The 17814-nt window shown below is 39.0% G+C and carries 19 protein-coding genes; 7 read left to right on the top strand and 12 right to left on the bottom strand.

Annotated features, from left to right (window positions below; genetic code table 11):
• Positions 1 to 139: 139 nt before the first annotated feature.
• From IAG46_RS17170 to IAG46_RS17150, 5 genes are all read left to right on the top strand, one after another.
• A complete protein-coding gene (locus tag IAG46_RS17170; protein ID WP_223826746.1) occupies positions 140 to 712 on the top strand; it encodes an RNA polymerase sigma factor in 573 nt (190 codons plus the stop codon).
• Positions 713 to 901: a hypothetical protein gene (locus IAG46_RS17165; protein ID WP_190811616.1), complete on the top strand. Its 189-nt coding sequence runs from the start codon at positions 713 to 715 to the stop codon at positions 899 to 901.
• A 26-nt stretch (positions 902 to 927) separates the two neighbouring features.
• The gene (locus IAG46_RS17160; RefSeq protein WP_190811615.1) at positions 928 to 1755 is read left to right on the top strand and encodes a mechanosensitive ion channel domain-containing protein; all 828 of its coding nucleotides are present in this window, start codon (positions 928 to 930) and stop codon (positions 1753 to 1755) included.
• A gap of 84 nt (positions 1756 to 1839) precedes the next feature.
• On the top strand, positions 1840 to 2388 hold the full coding sequence (locus IAG46_RS17155; RefSeq protein ID WP_190811614.1) for a ClpP family protease: 549 nt from the start codon (positions 1840 to 1842) through the stop codon (positions 2386 to 2388).
• A 307-nt stretch (positions 2389 to 2695) separates the two neighbouring features.
• The gene (locus IAG46_RS17150; protein WP_190811613.1) at positions 2696 to 4051 is read left to right on the top strand and encodes an NAD(P)/FAD-dependent oxidoreductase; all 1356 of its coding nucleotides are present in this window, start codon (positions 2696 to 2698) and stop codon (positions 4049 to 4051) included.
• Between the two features lie 50 nt (positions 4052 to 4101).
• Here IAG46_RS17150 and IAG46_RS17145 read toward each other — a convergent pair whose 3' ends face one another.
• Together IAG46_RS17145 and IAG46_RS17140 are read right to left on the bottom strand one after the other, a co-directional pair.
• Entirely contained in the window at positions 4102 to 4881 is a 780-nt protein-coding gene (locus tag IAG46_RS17145) for a zinc ribbon domain-containing protein (RefSeq protein ID WP_190811612.1), read from the bottom strand.
• A gap of 6 nt (positions 4882 to 4887) precedes the next feature.
• Positions 4888 to 5982, bottom strand: coding sequence for a Nif3-like dinuclear metal center hexameric protein (locus IAG46_RS17140; protein ID WP_190811611.1), 1095 nt, complete (start codon positions 5980 to 5982; stop codon positions 4888 to 4890).
• Between the two features lie 48 nt (positions 5983 to 6030).
• Between IAG46_RS17140 and lpxK the strand changes: the two genes are divergently transcribed.
• Positions 6031 to 7026: a tetraacyldisaccharide 4'-kinase gene (lpxK, locus tag IAG46_RS17135; protein WP_190811610.1), complete on the top strand. Its 996-nt coding sequence runs from the start codon at positions 6031 to 6033 to the stop codon at positions 7024 to 7026.
• Here the strand turns inward: lpxK and IAG46_RS17130 are convergent.
• The 9 genes from IAG46_RS17130 to IAG46_RS17090 form a co-directional block, all read right to left on the bottom strand.
• Positions 7023 to 9245: a response regulator gene (locus IAG46_RS17130; RefSeq protein ID WP_223826745.1), complete on the bottom strand. Its 2223-nt coding sequence runs from the start codon at positions 9243 to 9245 to the stop codon at positions 7023 to 7025. The two genes, lpxK and IAG46_RS17130, sit on opposite strands and share 4 nt — an antisense overlap.
• On the bottom strand, positions 9242 to 10252 hold the full coding sequence (gene gap / locus IAG46_RS17125; RefSeq protein ID WP_190811609.1) for a type I glyceraldehyde-3-phosphate dehydrogenase: 1011 nt from the start codon (positions 10250 to 10252) through the stop codon (positions 9242 to 9244). The genes IAG46_RS17130 and gap overlap by 4 nt, the downstream gene beginning before the upstream one ends.
• An 18-nt stretch (positions 10253 to 10270) precedes the next feature.
• A complete protein-coding gene (gene lipA, locus IAG46_RS17120) occupies positions 10271 to 11146 on the bottom strand; it encodes a lipoyl synthase (RefSeq protein WP_190811608.1) in 876 nt (291 codons plus the stop codon).
• Positions 11147 to 11195: 49 nt separating this feature from the next.
• Positions 11196 to 11756, bottom strand: coding sequence for an RNA polymerase sigma factor (locus tag IAG46_RS17115; RefSeq protein WP_190811607.1), 561 nt, complete (start codon positions 11754 to 11756; stop codon positions 11196 to 11198).
• A gap of 32 nt (positions 11757 to 11788) precedes the next feature.
• Positions 11789 to 11998 carry a membrane or secreted protein gene (locus tag IAG46_RS17110; RefSeq protein ID WP_190811606.1) on the bottom strand — a complete coding sequence of 70 codons (210 nt, stop codon included), beginning with the start codon at positions 11996 to 11998 and terminating at the stop codon, positions 11789 to 11791.
• Between the two features lie 73 nt (positions 11999 to 12071).
• Positions 12072 to 12830 carry an anti-sigma factor gene (locus IAG46_RS17105; protein WP_190811605.1) on the bottom strand — a complete coding sequence of 253 codons (759 nt, stop codon included), beginning with the start codon at positions 12828 to 12830 and terminating at the stop codon, positions 12072 to 12074.
• Positions 12827 to 13393 carry an RNA polymerase sigma factor gene (locus IAG46_RS17100; protein ID WP_190811604.1) on the bottom strand — a complete coding sequence of 189 codons (567 nt, stop codon included), beginning with the start codon at positions 13391 to 13393 and terminating at the stop codon, positions 12827 to 12829. Before IAG46_RS17100 ends, IAG46_RS17105 begins: the two co-directional genes overlap by 4 nt.
• 199 nt (positions 13394 to 13592) lie before the next feature.
• A complete protein-coding gene (gene murB, locus IAG46_RS17095) occupies positions 13593 to 14609 on the bottom strand; it encodes a UDP-N-acetylmuramate dehydrogenase (RefSeq protein WP_190811603.1) in 1017 nt (338 codons plus the stop codon).
• Positions 14609 to 15799 carry a pyridoxal phosphate-dependent aminotransferase gene (locus IAG46_RS17090; RefSeq protein WP_190811602.1) on the bottom strand — a complete coding sequence of 397 codons (1191 nt, stop codon included), beginning with the start codon at positions 15797 to 15799 and terminating at the stop codon, positions 14609 to 14611. The genes murB and IAG46_RS17090 overlap by 1 nt, the downstream gene beginning before the upstream one ends.
• Before the next feature lie 148 nt (positions 15800 to 15947).
• On the opposite strand from IAG46_RS17090, the gene IAG46_RS17085 reads away from it, so the two are divergent.
• Positions 15948 to 17282, top strand: a complete 1335-nt coding sequence (locus IAG46_RS17085; protein WP_223826744.1) for an aspartyl protease family protein — start codon at positions 15948 to 15950, stop codon at positions 17280 to 17282.
• 56 nt (positions 17283 to 17338) lie between these two features.
• On the opposite strand, the gene IAG46_RS17080 is transcribed toward IAG46_RS17085, so the two are convergent.
• The gene (locus IAG46_RS17080; RefSeq protein WP_190811640.1) at positions 17339 to 17725 is read right to left on the bottom strand and encodes a DUF1573 domain-containing protein; all 387 of its coding nucleotides are present in this window, start codon (positions 17723 to 17725) and stop codon (positions 17339 to 17341) included.
• Positions 17726 to 17814 lie beyond the last annotated feature (89 nt).

Here is a 17814-nt window from a genome sequence, read left to right as displayed (position 1 = left end):
CAAATGTAATTTGAATTTAATTTATATTCAGGAACAATTCTGTTTCATTTTTAACTGATTCTATAACCACAATTCGATTCGAGTGACTTTTCTCAAAAGGCTGTTTCTAATTCTTATAAATAACCTTGATAAGAAATCATTGGAAACAGATGACCCGTATGCCCATTTATCGGATGAGGAGCTGGTGAAAAAGATTGTGGCCAACAACAATCCTTTACTGTTTGGTAAGCTGTATGACCGTTATGCAAAAATGGTCTATAACAAGTGCTATGGATTTGCAAGATCCGAAGACGAAGCTGAAGACCTAACACAGGATGTTTTCTTGCAATTGTTCATAAAACTGAAGATGTTCAAAGGGAAATCCAAGTTTTCGACTTGGCTGTACTCTTTTACCTATAACTTCTGTGTAAACTATGTAAATAGGAACAAGCAACGGAAAATGAGCGATAAATCGATACCGGTTGAAGATTCAGAGTACAAGCTTACCGCCGAAGTACCTGATGATAGCCTTTTTGAGATGAAGACCAACAAACTAAAAGAGGCCTTGGAGCAGATTTCTGCTGAGGACAAGTCCATTTTGTTATTGAAATATCAAGATGGTGCATCGATAAAAGACCTTGTTACCCTTATGGAAATAGGGGAGAGCGCAGTTAAGATGCGTTTGAAGAGAGCAAAAGAAAAACTATTGGAAATCTATAACACCTTACCATAGATGGCAAAGAAGAAAAGAAATCCATTTAGGGAATTAGAGGCCTCATTAAGAGAGGTCCCACCTGGAATGAAGAAAAAGGTAATGAACGACATAGCAGCTGCAAAGTTGATTCTTGATCTAGCATCATTGTTTTCTTTCAATGTGGGCTCAGCATTACGGAAACTCTTTAAGACTTTGGGAAATAATTAATTAAGAATACTTAAAAAACTACGAATATGGAAACTATAAATGAATGGAAAGACCTGACCTTCGACTCTCTCACAACCATGGGAAGGGACATTGCAATGGCCCTGCCCAAGATAATTGGTGCACTGATCGTTCTTTTGATCGGGTGGATTGTCACAAAAATCATACTGTTTATTTTTGGAAAGATTTTAAAGCTGGCCAAAGCCGACGCATTGAGTGAAAAAATCAATGAGATGGATTTGTTTGGTAAAGGAGACCTAAAAATTGATATTATCAAGGTGATCCTAGGGTTTGTCAAGTGGTTTTTACTCTTGGTCTTCTTGATTGTCGCAGCCGATATTTTGAGTTGGGAAATCATCTCTACCGAAATAGGAAATCTTTTACGCTACCTACCACGATTGTTTAGCGCATTGGCGTTGATGATGATTGGACTTTATATCGGAAATTTTGTGAAGAAAACAGTGAAAAAGCTATTCGACTCCCTTGAATTTGGAGGGTCTAATGTGGTGAGCAATATGCTCTTTTACATCATTGTGATATTTATTTCGATTACTGCTCTGAACCAGGCGGGAATAGACACTTCCATTATTACCAATAACATCACCATGATTTTGGGTGCATTCTTACTTGCCTTTGCTTTAGGTCTTGGTTTAGGGTCAAGGGATGTCATTACCGACCTTTTAAGGTCTTTTTATACCCGAAGGACTTACGCGGTCGGTGACAAAGTGGTTATTTCAGGACATTCTGGGACCATTGAGGCGATAGAAAATAACTCCTTGACCTTGGTCACCAAAAATGGAAAATTTGTAATTCCAATTAAAGATGTGGTTTCTGAAAAGGTCGAGATAAAGTCGTAATTCGGATATTTCTATAAAGAGAATGGATTGTGCCAAAAACTTCTTTGGAATTTGATTAATTTTGAAACTTTCAAAAGCTAAAGAATGAGTTCAAAAAAAGGAAAGGTACAAGAGTTGGTCCAAGAGAAATTGCTTGAAGAGCGCAAAGTTTTTTTATGGGGAATGGTGGATGATGATTCGGCAAAGCACGTAATAGACCGCTTACTCTATTTGGATCTTCAAAATAACAAGGAAATTCAGTTGATTATCAATAGTCCAGGTGGATATGTGACTTCTGGTTTTGCGATTTACGATACCATCAAACAGATAAAAAGCCCAGTTTCTACGGTTTGTTCAGGTTTGGCGGCTTCAATGGGATCCATTCTATTGTCTGTTGGAGAAAAAGGGAGACGCTTTATTCAGCCGCACGCTCGAGTGATGATTCATCAACCAAGTGGCGGAGCGCAAGGGCAGGCCTCCAATATCGAGATTCAAGCCAAAGAAATTATCAAGACCAAAGAACTTGGCGCAAAGATTTTGGCAGAAAATTGTGGACAGGACTACGACAAGGTCATGAAAGATTTTGACCGTGACTATTGGATGGGCGCCGAAGAATCTGTTGCCTACGGTATTGTAGACGGCATTTTGGAATAAGATATATTGTCACACTGAGCTTGTCGAAGTGTGCAAAAAGGGAAAAAGTCCTTCATAAAATTTATGAAGGACTTTTTGCATATATATGGACGCCGAAGCGGGATATTTATAATATATACGGCAATTTTGATACCAAAAGTCCTTTTTGAAATGTTAAAAAATGTGAAATTATTTTTTGAACAATGTTGCTGTTGGATTTGAAACAAAAAGTGATTGATTTTAGCCGAATTTGCTCCATTCAGAGCAAATCCAATCCCACTTTATTCCTTATTTTTATCGTTTAACACGAACTGACCCATCGGTACTTATGACACAAATCCCCAAAAATATTGCCATCATCGGTTCTGGATTGGTGGGTTCCCTGTTGGCAATTTATTTAAGAAAAAGAGGTCATTTAGTAACAGTTTTTGACCGGAGACCAGATATTCGAACTATTGAATTTTCGGGTCGATCTATCAATTTGGCCATGAGCAATCGGGGTTGGCGGGCTTTACGCGAAGTAGGATTGGAAGATAGCATCAAAGAAATTGCCATTCCTTTGGAAAAAAGGGCAATGCATGTGAACGAGAAGCCCGTTTATTTTCAAAAATATGGCAAAGATGGAGAGGCGATTTGGTCGATTTCCAGAGGTGTTTTGAATCGACGAATGATTGATTTGGCCGAAAAAGCAGGGGCAAAATTTCAATTCAATGAAAAAGTTTGGGATATCAATTTGCCAGGAGCAAGATTATATACCGGCGAATCGGAGAAAAGCGAATGGAAAGAATACCAATATGACTTAATTTTTGGATGTGATGGTGCTTTTTCTAGAGTGCGCCATAAAATGCAGCGCCGAAGCAGGTTCGATTATTCCCAAAGTTTTATTGATGTAGGGTATAAAGAGCTTACTATTCCACCTAATGTAGATGGTTCCCATAAATTAGAGAAAAATTCATTTCACATTTGGCCTAGGGGAAGGTTTATGCTTATCGCCATGCCTAATATAGATGGGAGCTTTACCTGTACGCTATTTTTGCCTTTTGAAGGAACCGTATCATTTGAAAGTATCACCACTAAAAAAGAGGCAGAAACCTTTTTTAAGACATATTTTCCAAATGTTAGAAAGGAAATTGAAAATCTCACCAAAGATTTTTTCAACAATCCAACAAGTGCCATGGTGACCATGAAGTGTTACCCATGGACGTATTGGGACAAGGTTGCCTTGGTAGGAGATTCGGCACACGCAATCGTTCCTTTTTATGGACAGGGAATGAATGCTGGTTTTGAGGATATTTTTGCACTAAATGAACTTATGGGAACCCACGGTGATAACTGGGAAACCATATTTTCTGAATACCAAAAGCAGCGCAAGCCCAACGCGGATGCCATTGCAGAACTCAGTTACAGAAATTTTGTTGAAATGAGCAGCAAAACTGCAGACCAGGAATTTCTGTTGCAGAAGAAAATAGAGAAAAAATTCGCAAAAAAATATCCAGATAAATGGATTCCTGTATATAGTAGGGTCACTTTTTCAGATAGACCTTATGCCGAAGCCTTGGCCATTGGCGATATGCAAGAAAGGATAATGCAGCAGGTAATGCAACTTCCAGATATTGAGAATAAATGGGAAACCATAGCGGTGGAAAAGAAAATACTCGCTTTATTGGAATTGGAAACTGAATGAAACAAAAAAGCCACCTTTAGGTGGCTTATGTTTTTTAAATGCGTTGTTATCTAAATCTTAGAAAATAATTTTTGCATTTTACCTTGTTCTTCTTCAGCAAGTAAAGGATCGACCAAAATCCTTCCACTGTGTTCATCGGTAATGATTTTCTTGCGAGAAGCAATCTCAACCTGAACCTGTGGTGGAATGGTAAAGAAAGAACCGCCAGAGGCGCCACGTTCAACAGGAACAACCGCTAAACCATTCTTTACATTGTGTCGGATACGTTTGTACGCTTGAATCAATCGCTCTTCGATTTTATCTTCGAATTCTTCCGATTTCTTCAAAAGCGCCTTTTCTTCTTTTTCAGTTTCAGCAAGAATGGCATCCAACTCTCCTTTTTTGTGCTTTAAATGTCCGTCACGTTCAGATAATTTTTCCTTGGTTTCGGATATCACCTCTTTTTTCTGCTCTATCTGGGCCTTGAATTCCTTTATATTTTTCTCGGCCAACTGAATTTCAAGCTCTTGAAACTCTATTTCTTTGCTCAAAGAGTTAAATTCACGGCTGTTGCGTACATTTTTTTGTTGCTCGGCATACTTTTTCATCAATACCTTCGACTCCTCAATAAGGTTCTTTTTGGCAGCAATTTCAAAATTAACCGTTTCAACATCGGTTTTTAATTTATCCATACGGGTTTTAAGGCCTAGTACTTCATCTTCCAAATCTTGTACTTCCAATGGTAATTCACCTCTAACATTTCGTATTTCATCAACCCGGGAATCGATCAACTGTAGATCATAAAGTGCTCTTAGTTTTTCTTCCACGGTGTTTTCTTTCTTGTTCGCCATAAATTTTTATAAATACTTGATGGGATTTGTTATACTTTCCGATAACGCGACTGCAAAATTAGGAATTTTTTTGATAAGATAATCAACCAATAACTCTTTTGTAAACTGCTCAGTTTCAAAGTGCCCGATATCAGCGATCACCAATTGCCCTTCGGCTTGGTAAAACTCATGGTATTTTATGTCGGAAGTGATAAAAACATCTGCTTTTGCTTTTTTGGCGTAAGGGATTGCAAAGGCGCCACTACCCCCTAAAACAGCTACTCTTTTTACTTTTTTATCTCGTAATTTTGAGTGACGGACTACAGAGGCATTCATTCGATTCTTTACCATTTTAAGAAAAGCCCCTTCTTCCATTTCAGTTTCTAGCTCACCTATCATCCCCATACCTATATCCAAATTTGTATTCTCCAGGGTTAAAATTTCATAGGCGACCTCTTCATATGGATGGTTTTTAAAAAGTGCAGACAGAATAGTGGCCTGTTTTTCAAAAGAAAAAATCATATTGATTTGCATTTCTTTTTCCAATTGTACTTTTCCAATCTCTCCCAATGTTGGATTTGTACCCTCTTCGGGTTTGAAACTGCCAACTCCCTCGCTGCTAAAACTACAATTGCTGTAATTTCCCATTTCACCGGCACCTGCACGGAACAAAGCCGATTTGACCTCCTCAGCTGACTCAATAGGAGCATATGTTACCAGTTTTTTTATGGTTTTTGATTTAGGAATAAGAATTTTTGGGTTCTGAATATCTAATACCTCACAGATTTTGGCATTCACCCCGGCATTGCTATTGTCCAGGGCCGTATGCATACTATAGATGGCAATATTGTTGGTAATTGCCTTCAAGACCACACGTTCCACATAATTGGACCCAGTAAGTTTCTTCAACCCTTTAAAGATTATAGGATGAAAGCTGACAATGAGATTGCACTCTTTTTTGATGGCTTCATCAACAACCTCCTCCAAAGTGTCGAGAGTCACCAGAACTCCCCTAACATCCATATTGACATTGCCCACCAGAAGGCCCACATTATCAAAATCCTCTGCATGTTGCAATGGAGCAAGTTCTTCCAGTATTTTTGTGATATCCTTTACTGTCATTTGCTGTTTCTTAAGTTGGCTAAAGATAAAATATTATATTTTCGCTTTATGCTGCAATTGCTTCGCAAAATCGCATTTCCGTTTTCATTGATCTATGCCCTGGTGGTTTTTATAAGAAACCGCTTGTTCGATATGGGGATTTTCAAATCCAAGACCTATAGAACACCCACCATTTGCATAGGGAATCTGAGTGTTGGAGGCACCGGAAAGACCCCAATGATTGAATATTTGGTAAGGTTATTGGAAAAAAGGAGCATAGCGGTTTTGAGTAGGGGCTATAAAAGAAAGTCCAAAGGATTTTTGTTTGCAGGACCGAACAGCTCAGTTGAAGATTTGGGAGATGAACCTTTTCAACTCCATAAAAAGTTCCCCAATATCACGGTTGCTGTAGATGGGGATAGACAAAATGGAATTCAGCAACTCGAATCTACTACAAAACCCGATATGATACTTTTGGATGATGCCTTTCAGCATCGGCGGGTAAAATCCAAATTTTCCATTTTATTGACGGCTCATGGCAATTTGTTTGTAGATGATTGGTATTTGCCCACTGGTGATTTAAGAGATAGTAAAATGGAGGCAAAACGGGCCGATTTAATTGTTGTGACCAAATGCCCTGCAGATATCTCGAACGAAGAGAAGAATAGCATTACCCGGAGCATCGACCCCAAAACGCATCAAAAAGTGCTTTTTGCAAGCTTAACCTATGCCGAAAAGATAAACAATGGGGCTGAACAAATTGGATTGAATGCATTAAGGGAAAGGAAATTTGCCTTGGTGACGGGCATAGCTTCTCCTGAACCGCTTGTTACCCATTTAGAAAGTCAAGGGTTACAGTTTGATCATTTTGAGTTTGGCGATCATCATTATTTTTCAGCTGATGAGATAGAAAAGTTTGCAAATTTTGAAACGGTACTCACCACTGAGAAAGATTATGTAAGGTTGGAGGGTAGGGTAGAAAACCTATATTACTTGGAAGTGGCCCACAATTTTGGAGACGAAGACCGAGAGGTTTTAAAGCAGGCAATTTTAGCCCAGATTTAGACCAATCCCTGCTCTTTTTTCTGAAAAATGTTTTCTCCAATTTTTTGGTAGAAAACTTCAGGTTTGAATGGCTTGGTCACCACATCATTGCACCCCGCTTCGTAAAAGCTATCCAAACTATCATCCAAAGAAATGGCCGTAAGGGCAATGATAGGGATTTCCGAATCAAATTTTCGGATTTGCCGAGTGGCTTCTTCCCCGCTTATGCCGGGCATATGAATATCCATTAAAATGGCATTGTACGTGTTGGACTTGGCAAGGTCAATAGCTTCGTTACCGTTGTTGGCAATATCGCATGTAATCTCCTTTTTGGTAAGCATTTTTTTGGTGATGACCTGGTTGATTTTATTGTCCTCAACCACCAACAAATGCAATCCTTTAAAATCGAATTCTTCAGGGGCCAATTCAAAGGATACTTCTTCCAAGGCATTGGTATCACATTTTAAATCCAATTCAAAGAAGAAAGAACTTCCTTCTCCCAGCTCACTTTCCAAATTGATTTTACTGTCAAAAATACCCAGTAAACTCTTTACAATGGTCAGGCCAAGTCCGGTGCCACCATACTCGCGGTTTATTTGAATGGAGCCTTGCTCAAAACTGTCAAAAATGTTTTGCTGCTGGTCTTCCGAGATGCCAATACCATCGTCTTTTACCTCAAAGTACAGTTTTACCTTGTCTTCTTCTTTTTTAAGCAATTTTGCAATGACCTCTACTTTGCCGTCTTTTGTGAATTTAAGCGCGTTGCCTACCAAATTCATGAATACCTGCGAAATCTTTATGGGGTCACCCAGCAAGTGCTGTGGAATATTTGGATCATAGTCAAGAACCAAACTTGTACTGTTTTCATTTGCATTTTGCTGTAAGGAATCAACAACATCCTTTAAAACCTTATGTAACTTGAATTCAATATTCAAGGGTTCCAGCTTGTCGGCATCAATTTTGTTGATTTGAAGGATATCGTTGATAAAGTTTAGTAGATAATCCCCCGAGAATTTCAAAGACCTTAAGTGCTCTGTTTGATGTTCTGAAGGGTTTTCCTCCAATAATAAATGTGTTAAACCGGTAACCGCATAAAGTGGCGTACGCAGCTCATGGGTAACTGTTGAAAGAAAGTTGGTTTTAGCTTCCATTGCGGAAACCGCAGAATCCCGAGCCAACTCCAGCTCTTTGTTTTTTGTGTATAAAAGATCGTTGGTCTTAAGCTTTATTTGGTTGTTTCTAAATAAGGAAACTGCCAAAAGCGATATTATGGTCAAAAATGCTGAGGTCAAGATCAACGTAATTTCCGAACGACTTTTGGATTCGCTCAACTCTTCGTTTTTGGCTGTGAGCTTGTTGATCTCATTCATTTGATGCTCGAAACGTATTTTGTCCGCCGTTTTTGTTTCTAATCTCGTCTTTTCAATATTGAAAATTGAATCCTTGATTTGCACCAATGCTTTCTTGTAGTAAAGCGACTCACCAAAATCACTGCTTTTTTCATAAATCAGCGATAGTTTTTCATTGGCGGTTTTAATGTCTTTGAAATATCCATGTTTTTGAGCAAGTTCAAGAGCGGCTTTGGAATGGATGATTCCTTCCTCCAAATCATTAAGCTCAAGACTTATGCTTGCCAATTGCAGATTTGCTTTAGTGGCAAGGTATGCCCTTTCTTTGTCATCGGAATTAACGATAAGCGCATGCAAATTTTTAATGGCATCGTCGTAACGCTCAATATTGGTAAAGATGTAGGCCTCCAATAACAGAATGTTGTTGCCCAGATTTCTGTTGTTGCTAACCTTTCTGGATTCTTCCAGCAATTTCAACGATTGAAAATTATTACCTTCATCAAAGCGAAGTGCTGCTTCAAGATAATTATGTGTGGCTTGACCGAATGAATAGGAGAGGTCCTTTAACAGAATACTAGCGCGATCTAAATAAAAAATGGTGGTCTCACGATCTCCTTCTTCCAAAAATATGCGAGCATATTGGTGATAGGTATCTAATAGGAGCTTGGCATCTTCGTTGTTTTCGGCAATCTCAGCAGCCTTGTCCAAAGTTTCTAGGGCCTTGTCAATCTTATTTTGATGACGATACACGGTAAATTGGTCGAAAATGGACTGTACATCGGCTGTAGAATTGACATCGTTCTGACCAAAGGATATCTGGGCACATAGGAAAATGCACAGAACAACCCATTTTGCATGGCAAAAATGGTTATATATTGGGTTTGACGTCAAACGTAGTTTTTCTTTATAAACAAAGCTATTAAATCAATTATTCTGGAGCAATACCCAGTTTCATTGTCGTACCATCCTATTATTTTCACCATTTTTCCAATAACAGAGGTCATCAAAGAATCAAACGTACAAGAATAACAACTATTGTTTATATCAATGGAAACAATGGGGTCTTCCGTATAAAACAGCACGTTTTTTAATTGGTTATTGGCGTAATGTTCAAAAGTATGGTTTATTTCGGCAATGGACGTCTCCTTTTTAACATTGAAAGTAATATCGGTAAGCGAACCGTTGGGGACAGGGACGCGAATACCACATCCTCCTATCACATCCGACAATTCAGGAAAGATTTTGGTTAGTGCCTTAGCTGCTCCGGTGGTAGTTGGGATAATGGACTGACCAGCGGCCCGAGATCGTCTTAAATCGCGATGAGGTCTATCGTGAAGGCTTTGGTCTGAAGTGTACGAATGTATAGTGGTAATGTAGGCTTGCTCTATTCCGCAAAGCTCGTTTACCACCTTGATCATTGGGGCGGCATTGTTTGTGGTGCATGATGCTGCGGATACAATTTGATCTTCGGGTGCCAATATGGTTTCATTTACCCCCATTACCACCATTTTTACGTCATCTTCCTCCGGAGGAACGGATAGGATAACCTTTTTTGCTCCATTTTTAAGATGATGCTGTAATTGATCCTTCTTTTTAAACTTTCCCGAAGCTTCTACCACGATATCAACATCATGATCTGACCAATTAATTTGTTTTGGATGTTCATGATTAAGAACAGCGACATTTTCACCATTGACAATAATACCATGATCATTAGAATCGACTTGGGTATTGATGGTGCCGTGTATGCTGTCGTATTTTAGCAGATGGGCAAGGGTTCTGGCATCGGCCAGATCGTTAATTGCCGAAACTTTGATGTGCGGATGGTCCTGCAGCAATCTAAATAGAGTTCTGCCAATACGTCCAAAGCCATTTATGCCTATGTTGAGCTGTTTCATGAAAATTGTAAGGAAGAATTAATGGATATGCTTATGCGCCTTGTACGACGAACGCACCAAAGCACCGCTTTCCACATGCCTGAAGCCCATTTTTAAGCCGATTTCTTCGTACTTTTTAAATTGCTCGGGTAAAATAAACTCTTTTACGGGCAGGTGTTTTTTTGAAGGTTGAAGGTATTGTCCGATAGTGACCACATCAACATCTACTTTTCTTAGATCTTCCATGGTTTGGATCACTTCTTCTTCCATTTCACCCAAACCGAGCATAATTCCTGATTTGGTTCGGTTGGCCCCATTTTTCTTTAAATAGTCCAATACGCCCAAACTTCTTTCATATTTGGCCTGTATGCGAACTTCTCGTGTAAGCCTTTTTACGGTCTCCATATTGTGGGATATGACCTCGGGTGCAACTGCAATAATTCTGTCTAAATGAGTTTCGACCCCTTGAAAATCGGGGATTAAAGTCTCCAAAGTGGTTTCTGGGTTCATTCTTCGAATGGACTTCACGGTTTCGGCCCAAATTATGGACCCCATGTCTTTTAAGTCATCTCTATCAACAGAAGTGACTACAGCATGTTTTATACTCATGATCTTAATGGATCGTGCCACTTTTTCGGGTTCTGCCCAGTCAACACTTTCGGGTCTACCGGTCTTAACACCACAAAAACCACATGAGCGGGTACAGATATTACCCAAAATCATAAAAGTAGCCGTTCCCTCTCCCCAGCATTCACCCATATTAGGGCAACTACCCGATGTGCATATGGTATGTAGATCGTACTTGTCGACCAATCCTCGCAACTGGGTGTATTTTTTTCCTGTGGGAAGTTTTACCCTTAGCCATTTTGGCTTTCCTTTTGGTGGTAGAACGTTATCAATAGTGGCTGTGCCCATATCAAATAATTGAGGTACAAAGATACGAAACTGGGAAGGAAACCCCCATTCACTTTTTTGTAATGATTTCTGCCAAAAGCTTCTTGGCACGAAGCAATTTTACCTTAATGTTATTGACGGGTTCATTAAGCTCTTTAGCAATTTCGGCATAGCTCAACTCGTTAAAATAACGGAGATTGATGACCTTTTGGTAGTGGGGCTTCAATTTTTTGATGTGCTGTAACAATTTAGCCAGATTTTGCTCTGTGATGAGTCGGTCTTCGACCGAGGGGGATTCGTCCAGCACTTTTTTTACCTCGTCGCCATCAGTGTCCATCTCGTCCAAAAGACTTCTTTTTCTTTTGCGGATAAGATCTACGTGAAGGTTTTTGGATATGGTGATGAGCCAAGTTTTGAACTCGTAGGTCTCATCATAGGAATTTATCTTGTCAAATGCTTTTGAGAATGTTCGTATAGTGATGTCCTCTGCGTCGTTTTCATTTTTGGTCCGAGCCATTTGAAAGGCATAGACATCATTCCAAAATGTGTCTAGGAGTATACTGAAGGCAATTTGATTTCCTTCTTTTGCCTTTTTGATATTTTCTTGGATAGCTTGTTCGGCTTTAAGCAAAAAATCTGATTTTGTGGAACGTTCAAGAAGGTTTAGTGAGCCTCAAGAACTGAATCTTTCTTGCATTCTTGTTCATCGGGAAGTTTTCCGCAATAACCGCAAGCTTCACCCCCTTGGTTTAGGTAAGGGTTTTGACTGGCACATGTTCCTGCAAATTTTCCATCTTTTTTGGACCAAATTTTTATGGCAATTCCTGCGAAAGCAAGTCCTAAAAGACCAATGGTCAACAACGCTAACTTCATATTCCAAATTTTACGCAAAGGTACAAAATACCTGTTTAAAGCGATTTAAGTTTGGCCATACTTTAGTTGAACCTTAATATGATATGTTGGCCACAATATTTTTGACCGTTGGTGAAGTGTTTCCGCCTTTTGGTTCTATGGTAATATAACCAATTGCATTTTCGGCATAGGGCAACGCCAAAAGCTTGTCCTTGTCATTAAAATCTTTGATCACACCTAAATTGACGAGTTCGCCATTAACTTCTGCCCACATTTGAAAAACTTTATTTTCAGGAAGGTTAGGCACATTGCTAACGTTGATATAGGACAGTTTTTTCACTGGATTGACATATGCAACGGCTTTAAGTTCTTTGCCCTCACGTTTTCCATTAACGGCATACCTTCTCGTAGCAGGGTTGTTTAACACGATAAATTGGTTTCTTACGTCTTCCAATTGGTTTTTCATATTTTCTTCAATGCCCTTAATTTGATTGGTAACCAGGGTGTTTTCTTCCTGTAAGTTCTTGTTTTGGTTCCATAAGAAGTACGAGGATCCAGCAAAAAACATAATTACAATACTGGCCGCAGCGGCATAGCGATAAAATTTATTTTTAACAGCTTTTTCCTTTTTAGCACTATGAAGGATTATCTCTTTTAGGCCTTCAGGCGTTTTTCTGGCATACATTTTGGCAAAAGCCTCCAAATTGTCCTGGAGCTGATCATAAGTTTCCCTAACTTCAGGATACATGGTAATGTAACGTTCTGCCTTAAGGGTTTCTTCTTTTGTAGTATCTCCCAAAAGGTATTTTTCCAGTATGTCGGAATCCAAAAAATATTTTACTTTTTCTTTCATGACAATAAAATTATCAACAGGAGTTGCGTGATGCTCGTTCCGTAAATTTTACCCATTTCTCTAAGTCCAATCTTAAGTCTTGACTTAACTGTTCCTAAAGGAATATCCAGTTCTTCACTGGCTTCTTGTTGGGTCATTCCCTCAAAAAATAGGGCTTCCAATACAATTTTATATTTGGGCTCTATTTTATCAAGATTCTCTTGGACATCCATAAATTCAGGCCGAATGCCACTTACTCCTAAGTTATATACGTCCGAAACGTCTATTTGGACTTCTTTATCCGATTTATTGCTGACACTTCTAAGTTTATCGATAGCCGTGTTTCTTGTAATCCGGAAGAGCCAAGTAAAGAGTTTGGCTTTTGATGGATCATATGAATCCGCTTTTTTCCAGATTTTGATAAAGCTTTCTTGCAGAATATCCTGTGCTAAATCTTCATCTCTTACCACTTTGTAAGCTACGCCAAAAAGGGTATCACCGTAATTTTCATACAATAGCGATATGGCTTTGTCGTCCTTTTCGGCAAGAAGTGAAACAATATGTCTTTCAATCAGTGTACTCATCAAAGGGTGGTTAAGGTAAAATTTTAGGGGGCTAAAATCTAAAATAATGTTTATCTCGTATATACTACAACGTTAAGTTAGAAAAAGGATTATTTGTTGGGGTTGTAATCTTTTATAAAGCCAACAATTATACTTCAAGTATATACAATTTTGGTTAGTTTGGTTTGGTATAACCCCTGTTATTGATACAATGCAGGGGTTATTTTATTACATTCACCTCTGGACTGATTTGAATTTTGAATCGTTGACTCACAGTATTTTGAATTTGCTCAGCCAATTTTAACAGCTCTTCTCCAGAGGCATTGCCGTGATTTACCAGCACCAAAGCCTGTTTTTCATGAACCCCTGCATCCCCAAATCGTTTTCCTTTAAAGCCACATTGTTCAATAAGCCAACCTGCAGGAATCTTGTAATGGTCTTCATCTACCTTATAAGAGGGCAAATCTGGTTTTTCCTTTTTTAGTTTCTGGTATGTCTTTTTTGAAATTATAGGGTTTTTGAAAAAACTGCCGCTATTGCCAATTTCTTTGGGGTCGGGCAGTTTGCTTTGGCGAATAGCGATAACTGCATTGGAAATGTCTCGTATTGTAGGGTATACGATCTCATTTTTTTTGAGTTCATCCTCAATGGCGCCATAGCCTGTATTCAGAGTATGATTCTTTTTGGTGAGTTTTAGCGAGACAGATGTAATAATGTACTTGCCTTTCGCTTCATTCTTAAATATGGAATCCCGATAACCAAATTTACAGGCATCGTTGTCAAAAGCGATCAGTTCGCCAGCCGCAATTTCCATGGCGGCACAACTCTCAAAAACATCTTTTAATTCTACGCCGTAAGCCCCTATATTCTGAATGGGTGCAGTACCTACGTTTCCGGGTATTAATGACAGGTTTTCCAAACCACCGTATCCCTTTTCCAAGGTCCATAGCACCAAATCATGCCAGTTTTCACCAGCCATCACTTTTAAAACAACCTCATCTTCATTTTCTTCGACCACAGAAATACCCTTCAGGTTGATATGCATTACGAGCGCATCAACATCTTTGGCGAGCAAAATGTTGCTGCCACCACTTAAAATGAATTTATTTGGATAGGCTTTTAGTTCCAACACTTTTTGAAGCTGTGCTAATCCGTTTATTTCAACAAAAGCCTTGGCCTTGGCTTCTATACCAAAGGTATTGTGGTTTTTAAGTGATATGTTTTCTTGAATATTCACTAAGTGTTATACTTTTTTAAAGCTTCTCCCAAAATCTGTACCGCTTTTACAAGTAATTCTTTTTCTAACACGTATGCAATTCGTATTTGATTGGTTCCCAGCCCTTTGGTGGCATAAAAACCGGCAGCAGGTGCGACCATCACGGTTGCTCCGTCCATTTCAAACTTTTCCAGCAACCATTGAGCAAAATCATCGGAATTGGAGACTGGAAGCTTTACAACGCAATAAAACGCTCCTTGGGGAACGGCAACACGCACACCTTCCAACTTTTGCAGCTCAGCAATAAGAATGTTTCTTCTTTCAGCGTACTCTTTGATAACATCATCAAAATACGATTGTGGGGTTTCCAACGCCGCTTCACTGGCAATTTGTGCAAAAGTGGGTGGAGACAATCTGGCCTGGGCAAACTTCAGGGCGGTTTGTATCACCGTTTTGTTTTTGGAAACCAAACAGCCAATACGTGCTCCGCACATACTATATCTTTTAGAGACAGAATCTACTATAATGGCATGCTCTTCAAGTCCTTTTTCTTGCAAAATGGAATAATGGACCCTGCCTTCGTATGCAAATTCCCGGTATACTTCATCAGCAACCAAAAAGAGGTTGTGCTTTTTAACCAATTGTGCCAATTGCTGAATTTCCTCTTTACGGTACAGGTATCCAGTAGGATTTCCTGGATTGCATATTAAAATGGCCTTGGTTTTTGGACCAATCAATTTTTCAAAATGGGAAATGGGAGGTAAGGCAAAATTATCTTCGATACGGGATACTATCGGAACCACTTTTACTCCCAGGGCTGTAGCAAAACCGTTATAATTGGCATAAAAGGGCTCAGGAATGATGATTTCATCATCAGCATCCATAATTGTTCCCATTACAAAAGATAAAGCCTCGGAACCGCCTGTAGTGACTATGATGTCCTCTGAAGATACGTGAATATCATTTTTGGCATAATAGGCTGCAATTTTGGTTCTGTACATCTCAGAACCCTCTGTCATACTATAGGCAAGTACCTCAATATTATGATTTCTAACGGCATCCAGTGCCACCTTGGGTGTTTTTATATCGGGTTGTCCAATGTTCAGATGGATAACATGGGTGCCCCTTTTCTTTGCTGCTTCCGCATAGGGTACCAATTTTCGGATAGGAGAAGCTGGCATTTGCCTCCCTTTTTTGGATATACCAGGCATGCAATAAATTTTAGCAAAAATGAGAAAACCAGCACTCGAAAACAACACATTGAGGCATTATTTGAATAGTAATGGAATGTTAAATTAGAGGATATATCTGCCATTAATTTGTATCTTTAAAAGAGATAACCTTTTAGAAGTAAGCAAATTGAAGAAAAACCTACATTTTTTTGCGATTCTTTTTGTCGTGCTTCCCATTTTGGTTTCTGCACAGGGATTTAAATTGCCAAAAAATCAGAAGTACCAGAAGCTTCATTTTGAACTCGTTAATAATCTTATTATTATTCCTGTAGAAATCAATGGGGCGGACCTCACCTTTGTCTTAGATTCTGGAGTGAGCAAGCCCATACTATTCAATCTTTCCGATAAAGATTCTATTCAAATAAATAATGTTTCTGAAGTTACCATCAAAGGCTTGGGCGATGGAGAGCCCATGAAAGCCCTAAGTTCTATTGGAAATACTTTCAAACTTGGAAAGGTGAGGAACTACAACCAAGATTTATACGTGGTTTTGGACAAGGAGATTAACTTTTCCACATCACTTGGTATACCTGTACATGGAATTTTGGGATATGACCTGTTTAGGGATTTTGTTGTAGAAATCAATTACGGTACACAAAATATTAAGTTGCATAACCCTGACTTATACAAACACAATCCACATAGCAAATCGCAGACCTTACCCTTACAAGTGGAACGAAGAAAGGCTTATGTAGAAGGCACTGTGCTTATGAAAGATGCCGAAGACGTTCCAGTGAAACTATTGGTGGATACCGGAAGTAGCGATGCCCTTTGGCTTTTTCATCAACCTGAGCAGGGATTGGAGATTCCTGAAAAGCATTATGAAGACTTCCTAGGCAGAGGGTTAAGTGGAAATATTTTTGGAAAACGAACCAAGGTCAGCGGAATTAAGATTGGTGATTTTGAACTGAAGGATGCCAAAGCGGCTTTTCCGTACAAAGAATCATACAGTTTTCTAAAAAATTTAGGAGATCGAAATGGAAGCGTGGGAGGGGAGATTCTCAAGCGGTTCAACCTTATTTTTGATTATGGAAATGGCCATGTTACGTTTAAAAAGAATGGCAATTATAGAGCGCCTTTTCAATATAACCTTGCTGGGATAGCGTTACAACATAACGGACTGAGATACATTGCGGAAAGTATAGCCGATTTTAGTGGAATTGTACGAAGTGATGAAGATACCTTTGGTAATGTTCAAATACTATTGGAGAATAAGACTAGGTTAAGCTTGGTTCCTGAGATTATTGTTTCTGGTATCCGAGCGGGAAGCCCCGCTGCAGAGGCCGGATTGCTGGAAGGCGATGTGATTTTAGCGGTCAATGGCAAAAAAATCCACAATTATAAACTTCAGGAGGTTTTAAAAATGCTGAATGAAAAAGAAGGAAAACGCGTTCGTGTTCTAATAGAACGGTATAACACGGATTTACTGTTTTCCTTTGTTCTTAAGAATGTATTCGATTAAAAAAGCCTTCCCGAACAATCGAAAAGGCTTTCATCAAAATAAATATTTTTCTACTCTTATTTAGCTCCCTCAGCTTTTACAGTCCCTTTAATCTTAAGAACTTTAGTAGCCGTGGCCGCGTTAGAGGTTACAGTAATGGCCTTTCTAATTGGCCCAACTCTGTTGGTATCATATTTAACCTGAATTTGACCAGTCTTACCGGGTAAAATAGGATCTTCAGGTTTCTTTGGAATAGTACATCCACAGCTAGACTTAACATTGCTAATTACCAAAGGAACACTACCTGTATTGGTAAATTCAAATACGCGGACACCATCACTTCCTTTAGCAATTTCGCCATAATCAATGGTCTCGCTTTTAAATTCAATTTTTGCTGTTGCTTCTTGGGCGTAGGTACCTAAAGAAAGAAGCCCAACAAATAACATGAGTACAGATTTTTTCATCATTTCTAGTTTTGGGTGAACTTCAAATGTAAATGTTTTCACACCTGCATCCAAAATTCTTTTGTTATGTAATAACGTTACTTATTTTT

It is taken from the genome of Flagellimonas sp. S3867 (assembly GCF_014698935.1).
In the GTDB taxonomy this organism is placed as follows: domain Bacteria; phylum Bacteroidota; class Bacteroidia; order Flavobacteriales; family Flavobacteriaceae; genus Flagellimonas.
This window is presented reverse-complemented; position numbering and strand designations above follow the sequence as displayed.